We start from the raw sequence: 6,130 nt of genomic DNA, 5'->3' as shown, positions 1-6,130 counted from the left end.
GAGCGGGAAAACGGGTTCGAACCGTCGACCTCAACCTTGGCAAGGTTGCGCTCTACCAACTGAGCTATTCCCGCAAAAATTCAAGCAACCAACCGTCACCTGAATCGGATATGCACTAGGCACATCCAAAACTGGAGCGGGAAAACGGGTTCGAACCGTCGACCTCAACCTTGGCAAGGTTGCGCTCTACCAACTGAGCTATTCCCGCTTGAATCATCCATTCTGGCAGCCAACCGCCACCAAAATCGAACACACTCTAAAGCATGTTCAAAATCTGGAGCGGGAAACGAGTCATGCACTAGAGCGCTAAGTCTCTGTTTCCCAATCACTTTCTCCACTGTGGTGATCAGCGAAGAACTCAATTATAGCCTTGTTTTTCGCCCTCGGCAACAAAGTTCATCCAACCACTTCCACCAGCGTCCAAGGATGATCCATCCACCCGTCGTTACGCCTGATGCGTCCAGCTGCTGAGCGGGTTCGCTATCGAACTCCAACTTGCGACGATCATGACTTGCGCTCGCTCCGCAGGCAGCGCGGGGTGGTGTCGCGTGGACTACCTGGCACCTGGACGGCTGTAGGACACAACCGCCGGCATCGGAACACCGCAAGTACTCATCTTTACATCGCTGCGGCTAACTTCGCCGGAGCGCAACGCGGCGCCAGTGTAGTGGCAGCCAGCCTCAACGAAGGCGTGCAGCAATCCGGTTCATCTGCTCGATCTCCGCGCGCTGGCCATCGGAAATCGCTTGGCATAGGTTGACGAGTTCCGGATCTGAGAGCTGCGCCTCGCGGCACATGAGGATCGCTCCCGAATGGTGCGGGACCATAGACGCGATGAACTGTCGATCGCCGATTCCGGTTTGAGCACGGGTAGCGGCAAAAGAACCGAGTGTGAGAACGGCAAACAAGCCGTACAGCACGAGATTGAGCCGCCGGTTTGGAAACATGCCGGGCATTGTCGCTAGCATGAAGATGCCCATTGGCGCCCACATAGTGACCGCCATGTAGAGCATGTTGAGATTGTTTCTGAAGTCCCTGGCGCCGTCGATCATGCTGAACATTACGAAGTACATGACGACGAGGCCCAACACCATGTTCACCCAGAACTTGGCGTATGGTCGGCCGTGCTTACCCATCTGACCGGATGTGTGATGTTGATGTTCATGGGAATGTTCAGCCATCTCCGTCTCCTATGTGCTGGGGCAACCTGGCAGGGTCACTGGTACTGCGGCAGATACTTTGTCGATATATCAGCATGTGGAGCGATGCATCACTAACCGCTGATTTCCAGTCCCCAACTGGACGTAGGGGCGTCGAACGCTTCAACTCGCTGGTCTTGAACCGTCTGGATATCAGACCATACCAAATCGGTCTTGATGGGCTTTGCGCCACCTATGACGCTGGTACCGTGAGCGCCAATATCGAGCTTGCGTCCTCATCGCTCGATGGGCCGGCAACTGATCGATTCTTGCATATCAAGCAAGACAAGGCCACCTGCGGCGGACGCCAATGGCCTCCTCCGCCTTCGCTTAGGGCATCGCCTCAAGCGTCCGTCGCAGGCCATAACGACACAACAGCCCTTGGGCAAGAAAGGAGCCGGTGATGTAGCGCACCCGAAAGGAGACGAAGACATGCACAAGGACATTTCAACATCAAAGGTGTTCTATCGTCCCATCGAGGCGGCCATCCGATGGGCTGGGTTGCTGCGGTATCTCCCGATGATCCTGGCCACGATCGCGTCACCGCGTGTCCTGCCTCGGTCGCTGAACTGCCCTCGATGGAATGAGTGCCGGCTGCACTCGGAACGTATCTATGACGGCATCCTCAACGGAGAGCTGCCCTACGGCAAGAACGGGATCACGCTCAATGATCCGAACCTGCTCAATTCTCTGGATCTGACTGTTCGCCATGTCGATCTAAAACGCTGGATGCGCACCCACTATCCCGAGCACCGGCCAGGATTTCTGTTCAGCCGTGGCGAACGCATGGCGCATCCTTTCATCACCATGGAAACAGGACAGGCGATCCTCGTGGAGCGGCTGGCCCTTCAGGCCGCGCTTGAACAAGCCCGACGTGAGATGCGAGAACTGCAGGAGCAGCACGACACGCTACTCAAGCAATCCTCGGTGCTGTTGGCATCCAAGCAATGCGAGATCAGCGAACGGGCGGAAACGACCTATCTCAACATCATTGGAGGGATGTTGACGCTGATGCTGAGCCAGTCGCCTTCAGGCGTGCCCTATTCCAGCTTCAAAACGCAGGAGGCCCTTGTCTCTGCATTGGTCGCCCACTACGGCGGCACCATGGGCATCACTGAGCGCACCTTAAACGGAAAGTTCGCCAACGCTAAGAGGTACGTTCGTAGCGCAAGCGCATGAGGTTATCCAGCTTGTATGTGCAATCGCGGAGATTGCATTTGCAATGTCTTTCCGCAGCCAGGTCTATTGAATAGAGGTCACGCCAACAAACGCCACCGAGCGTTCAGGAGTGACCGCCATGTCGCAGACCCCTGTACTCCCGCCGAACGAGCGCCGCATCCTGCGGCTCGATGAAGTCGAAGCGAAGTCCGGCTTCAAACGCGCCCACATCTACAACCTGATGAAGAAGCGCCAGTTCCCTCAGGCGCTGCGCCTGGGCGTGCGCGCTGTCGGCTGGGATTCGATCGAAATCGACCAGTGGATCGCCGAGCGCCTCAACCACCGGACCTGACCCGCTCTCCCGCGGACTTCCCATTCCCAGCCGGAGAGCGCCATGCAGGTCGTGTCCATCATTTCAACGAAGGGCGGCGTCGGCAAGACCACGACGGCCGCCAACCTGGGCGGGCTCGCCGCGGACGCGGGCCTGCGCGTGCTGCTGCTCGATCTCGACGTGCAGCCCACCTTGTCCTCCTACTACGAACTGACCCAGCGCGCGCCGGGCGGCATCTATGAGCTGTTGGCCTTCAACGAGCGCGACCTTGGCCAGCTCGTGTCCCGCACGATCATCGCGGGCCTGGACCTGGTGCTGTCCGACGACCACCGGGGCGAGCTGAACACGTTGTTGCTGCATGCGCCGGATGGCCGCCTGCGGTTGCGGCATCTGCTGCCAGCACTTGCTCCCCTCTACGACCTGGTGCTGATCGACACCCAGGGCGCGCGTTCCGTGCTGCTGGAGATGGCGGTGCTCGCCTCCGATCTCGCGCTGTCGCCCGTCACGCCGGAGATCCTCGCGGCACGCGAGCTGCGGCGCGGCACCATGCAGTTGCTCGAAGACATTGCGCCGTACCGGCACCTGGGCATCGAACCGCCGCCGCTGCACTTGCTCATCAACCGCGTCCACCCGGTGTCCGCCAACGCACGGCTGATCCAGCAGGCCTTGCGCGACCTGTTCCAGGACAGCGCCGGCATCCGCGTGCTCGCCACCGACGTGCCGGCCATAGAAGCGTATCCACGTGCCGCAACGCGCGGCCTGCCGGTGCATCGGGTCGAGCACCGCCAGCCGCCCGGCAGAGTCGCCCCTGCCGCGCTCGACACGATGCGCGCGCTCGCCAGCGAGTTGTTCCCGCAATGGCAGGACCGACTGGCTCAAGTATCCGGCCGCCCGCAGCGACCTCTTGATCCTGGGAGGCCCCATGGCGAACGCACATGAGCTGGCCCGCGGCCACAAGCGGCTGCGCGCCCTGATCGAGTTCGCGGTCGGTGAGGGCTGGCACGTCAAGCGCACGCCGGGCGGGCACCTCAAGTTCACCAAGGCCGGCTGCGCGGCGATCTACACGAGTTCGACAGCGAGTGACCACCGGGCCGAATTGAACGCCCGTGCGCAGATCCGCCGCGCCGAGCGAGAGGCCCGCATGGCGCCGGCCGGCGGTCGTGGGGACTGCGAGGGGTGCGGCCATGGCTGACATGACCTCGCAGGACATGGCAGGCAAGCTGCTCGCGGCCGGCTTCGAGCGCAGCGGCCCAGCGGCTACGGCCTTGAGCGACCCGATCGCGGACACGCCCATGGTCGTGACGCTGGACCAGTTGCGGCCCTACGACCATGACCCGCGCATGAAGCGCAACCCGGCTTACGAGGAAATCAAGGCATCCATCCGCGAGCGCGGCCTGGACGCGGCGCCGGCCATCACGCGCAGGCCCGGCGAGGACCACTACATCATCCGCAACGGCGGCAACACGCGACTGGCGATCCTGCGCGAACTCTGGTCGGAGACCAAGGAAGAACGCTTCTTCCGCATATCGTGCCTGTTCCGACCATGGCCGGAGCGCGGTGAAATCGTCGCGCTGACCGGGCATCTTGCCGAGAACGAACTGCGCGGCGGCCTCACGTTCATCGAGCGCGCGCTCGGCGTCGAGAAAGCACGGGAGTTCTACGAGCAGGAGAGCGGCGCCGCCCTGAGCCAGTCGGAACTGGCCCGCCGCCTGGCGGCCGATGGCTTCCCCGTCCAGCGGTCGCACATCACCCGCATGGCCGACGCGGTGCGCTACCTGCTGCCCGCCATTCCCACTGTGCTCTATGGCGGCCTGGGGCGCCACCAGGTCGAGCGGCTGTCGGTCATGCGCACGGCCTGCAAACGCACCTGGGAGCACTACGCCAAGGACCGTTCGCTGCCGCTGGACTTCGACAGTTTCTTTCAGGAGGTGCTGGCGCAGTTCGACACGCAGGGCGACGAGTTCGCGCCGCAGCGCGTGCAAGACGAGCTGATCGGCCAGATGTCCGAGCTGCTGGGCATCGGCTACGACGTGCTGGCGCTGGACCTGACCGAATCGGAAAGCCGCCACCGGGCGCTGGTCAGTGACCCGACGCCACCTGCGGCGCAGCCGGCGTTGCCTTCGCCCACCGCCGGCACGCCGACTCCGCCGGGCGCAGCATCGTCCATCGCCACGCCTGCAGCGGCGGCCGGTCCTCCACCCGCCAGCCCTCCGGCGTCCGAGCCCACCTTGCGCCACGACGACACGGCGGTTGGCGAAGCGGCCACGGGAAGCCAGCCGGCCGCACCGGGCGATCTGCTTCGCGAGCACATCGTCTCGCCAGCACCGACGACAGAACGGCTCCAATCGATCCAGCGCATGGTCGCCGACCAGTTGGGCGATGCGCTGCCGCCCGACTTCTCGGCGAGCGTGCTGCAGTCCATCCCGGTGCAAGCCGGCGGACTCTATCCGATCTCCGACGTCTGGTACATCGACGCCGGCCTGGACACGCCCGATCGGCTGCGCATCCACATCGCGCAGTTCGCGCGCGAGATCGCCGGGGAGGCAGACCTGGACGAGTGCATCGAGGATCGCGCCGATGGCATCGGGTTTGCGTGCCGCGCCCGCGGCCAAGCCCCGTCGCCGCTCGGCCGCGCGGTGCTGACGCTGCTCACTTCCCTGACGGGTCAGCCCGTCGCCGAAGCGGGCCTGGACGGCGCGCAGCTCGCCGCCGACCTGCCGACCCTGTTGCACGGCCAGAGCCAAGGCCATGGCAGCGGCGCAAGGCGCTTGAGCGACACGGCGTTGGTCAAGCTCTTTCGGCTGCTGCGCCTCGCCCGGCGTCTGCTGGACCTGGAAGCCGGCACCACGGCGCCCGGGACGTGAGCGAGGGAGGCCGCATGTCCACATCGCATCCGCTCAACCAGGCCGTGATTGCCCAGGCGCTGTATGACCTTCGCAACGGCCAACTGCGCCGCTGCAAGGCCATGGGCTTCGGCGAGGCCGAGCTGGATGCGCTCAAGCACCCCGCGCTGATCAGCGTGCTGGCCAACGCCAGCGTCTCGTGGTGCTCGGTCACGGTCAACCGCGAAGTGCTGCAGCGCCTGCTCAACCAGGCACAGGACGTGGAGAAGGAAATCGCCACGGTCGATCGCATGCTGCGGCTGGGGGCCAGCACGGAGATGGTCAGCCGCTTCTATGGCCTGACCCATCAGGAAGTCGCCCTGCGGCGGGAGATCCTCGGCCTGCCCAAGCGCAAGGGGCGCCACCCCGTCCTGGACGAGACCCAGGACACCGAACTGTGGCGGCAATGGAAAGCCGTGACCAGCAGCAGGAACGTCGATCTGGAGGACGAGACCTCGATTCTCGATGCGGCCATGGACCTGGCCGAGGGCATGTCGCTGCCGCTCTCGGTGGTCTGGGCCGCGATCAGGAACTGGGTCGATCAGGGATTGGGCTAGGCC

7 protein-coding genes and 2 tRNA genes are annotated in these 6,130 nt (G+C 63.7%); 6 read left to right on the top strand and 3 right to left on the bottom strand.

Translation table 11 applies throughout. The features are described from left to right. Position 1: 1 nt before the first annotated feature. From ACM14_RS26665 to ACM14_RS26655, 3 genes are all read right to left on the bottom strand, one after another. Positions 2-74: transfer RNA gene (locus tag ACM14_RS26665), tRNA-Gly, on the bottom strand. 58 nt (positions 75-132) lie between these two features. Then, positions 133-208 (bottom strand) — tRNA-Gly (locus ACM14_RS26660). 472 nt (positions 209-680) lie between these two features. Then, positions 681-1,181, bottom strand: a complete 501-nt coding sequence (locus ACM14_RS26655) for a DUF305 domain-containing protein (protein ID WP_003098996.1) — start codon at positions 1,179-1,181, stop codon at positions 681-683. 450 nt (positions 1,182-1,631) lie between these two features. Here ACM14_RS26655 and ACM14_RS26650 point away from each other — a divergent pair, with 450 nt between their 5' ends. From ACM14_RS26650 to ACM14_RS26625, 6 genes are all read left to right on the top strand, one after another. Beyond that, a complete protein-coding gene (locus tag ACM14_RS26650) occupies positions 1,632-2,378 on the top strand; it encodes a hypothetical protein (protein WP_003098991.1) in 747 nt (248 codons plus the stop codon). Between the two features lie 118 nt (positions 2,379-2,496). Beyond that, a complete protein-coding gene (locus tag ACM14_RS26645) occupies positions 2,497-2,709 on the top strand; it encodes an AlpA family transcriptional regulator (RefSeq protein ID WP_003090093.1) in 213 nt (70 codons plus the stop codon). A gap of 42 nt (positions 2,710-2,751) precedes the next feature. Next, positions 2,752-3,627: a ParA family protein gene (locus ACM14_RS26640; RefSeq protein ID WP_003098988.1), complete on the top strand. Its 876-nt coding sequence runs from the start codon at positions 2,752-2,754 to the stop codon at positions 3,625-3,627. Continuing rightward, the gene (locus tag ACM14_RS26635) at positions 3,611-3,880 is read left to right on the top strand and encodes a hypothetical protein (protein ID WP_003050422.1); all 270 of its coding nucleotides are present in this window, start codon (positions 3,611-3,613) and stop codon (positions 3,878-3,880) included. The genes ACM14_RS26640 and ACM14_RS26635 overlap by 17 nt, the downstream gene beginning before the upstream one ends. Beyond that, positions 3,873-5,552, top strand: a complete 1,680-nt coding sequence (locus ACM14_RS26630) for a ParB family protein (RefSeq protein WP_006226007.1) — start codon at positions 3,873-3,875, stop codon at positions 5,550-5,552. Before ACM14_RS26635 ends, ACM14_RS26630 begins: the two co-directional genes overlap by 8 nt. A 14-nt stretch (positions 5,553-5,566) precedes the next feature. After that, the gene (locus ACM14_RS26625) at positions 5,567-6,127 is read left to right on the top strand and encodes a DUF2857 domain-containing protein (protein ID WP_003090097.1); all 561 of its coding nucleotides are present in this window, start codon (positions 5,567-5,569) and stop codon (positions 6,125-6,127) included. Positions 6,128-6,130: the final 3 nt, after the last annotated feature.

This window comes from Delftia sp. JD2 (assembly GCF_001682645.1).
Lineage (GTDB): Bacteria > Pseudomonadota > Gammaproteobacteria > Burkholderiales > Burkholderiaceae_C > Comamonas > Comamonas acidovorans.
This window is presented reverse-complemented; position numbering and strand designations above follow the sequence as displayed.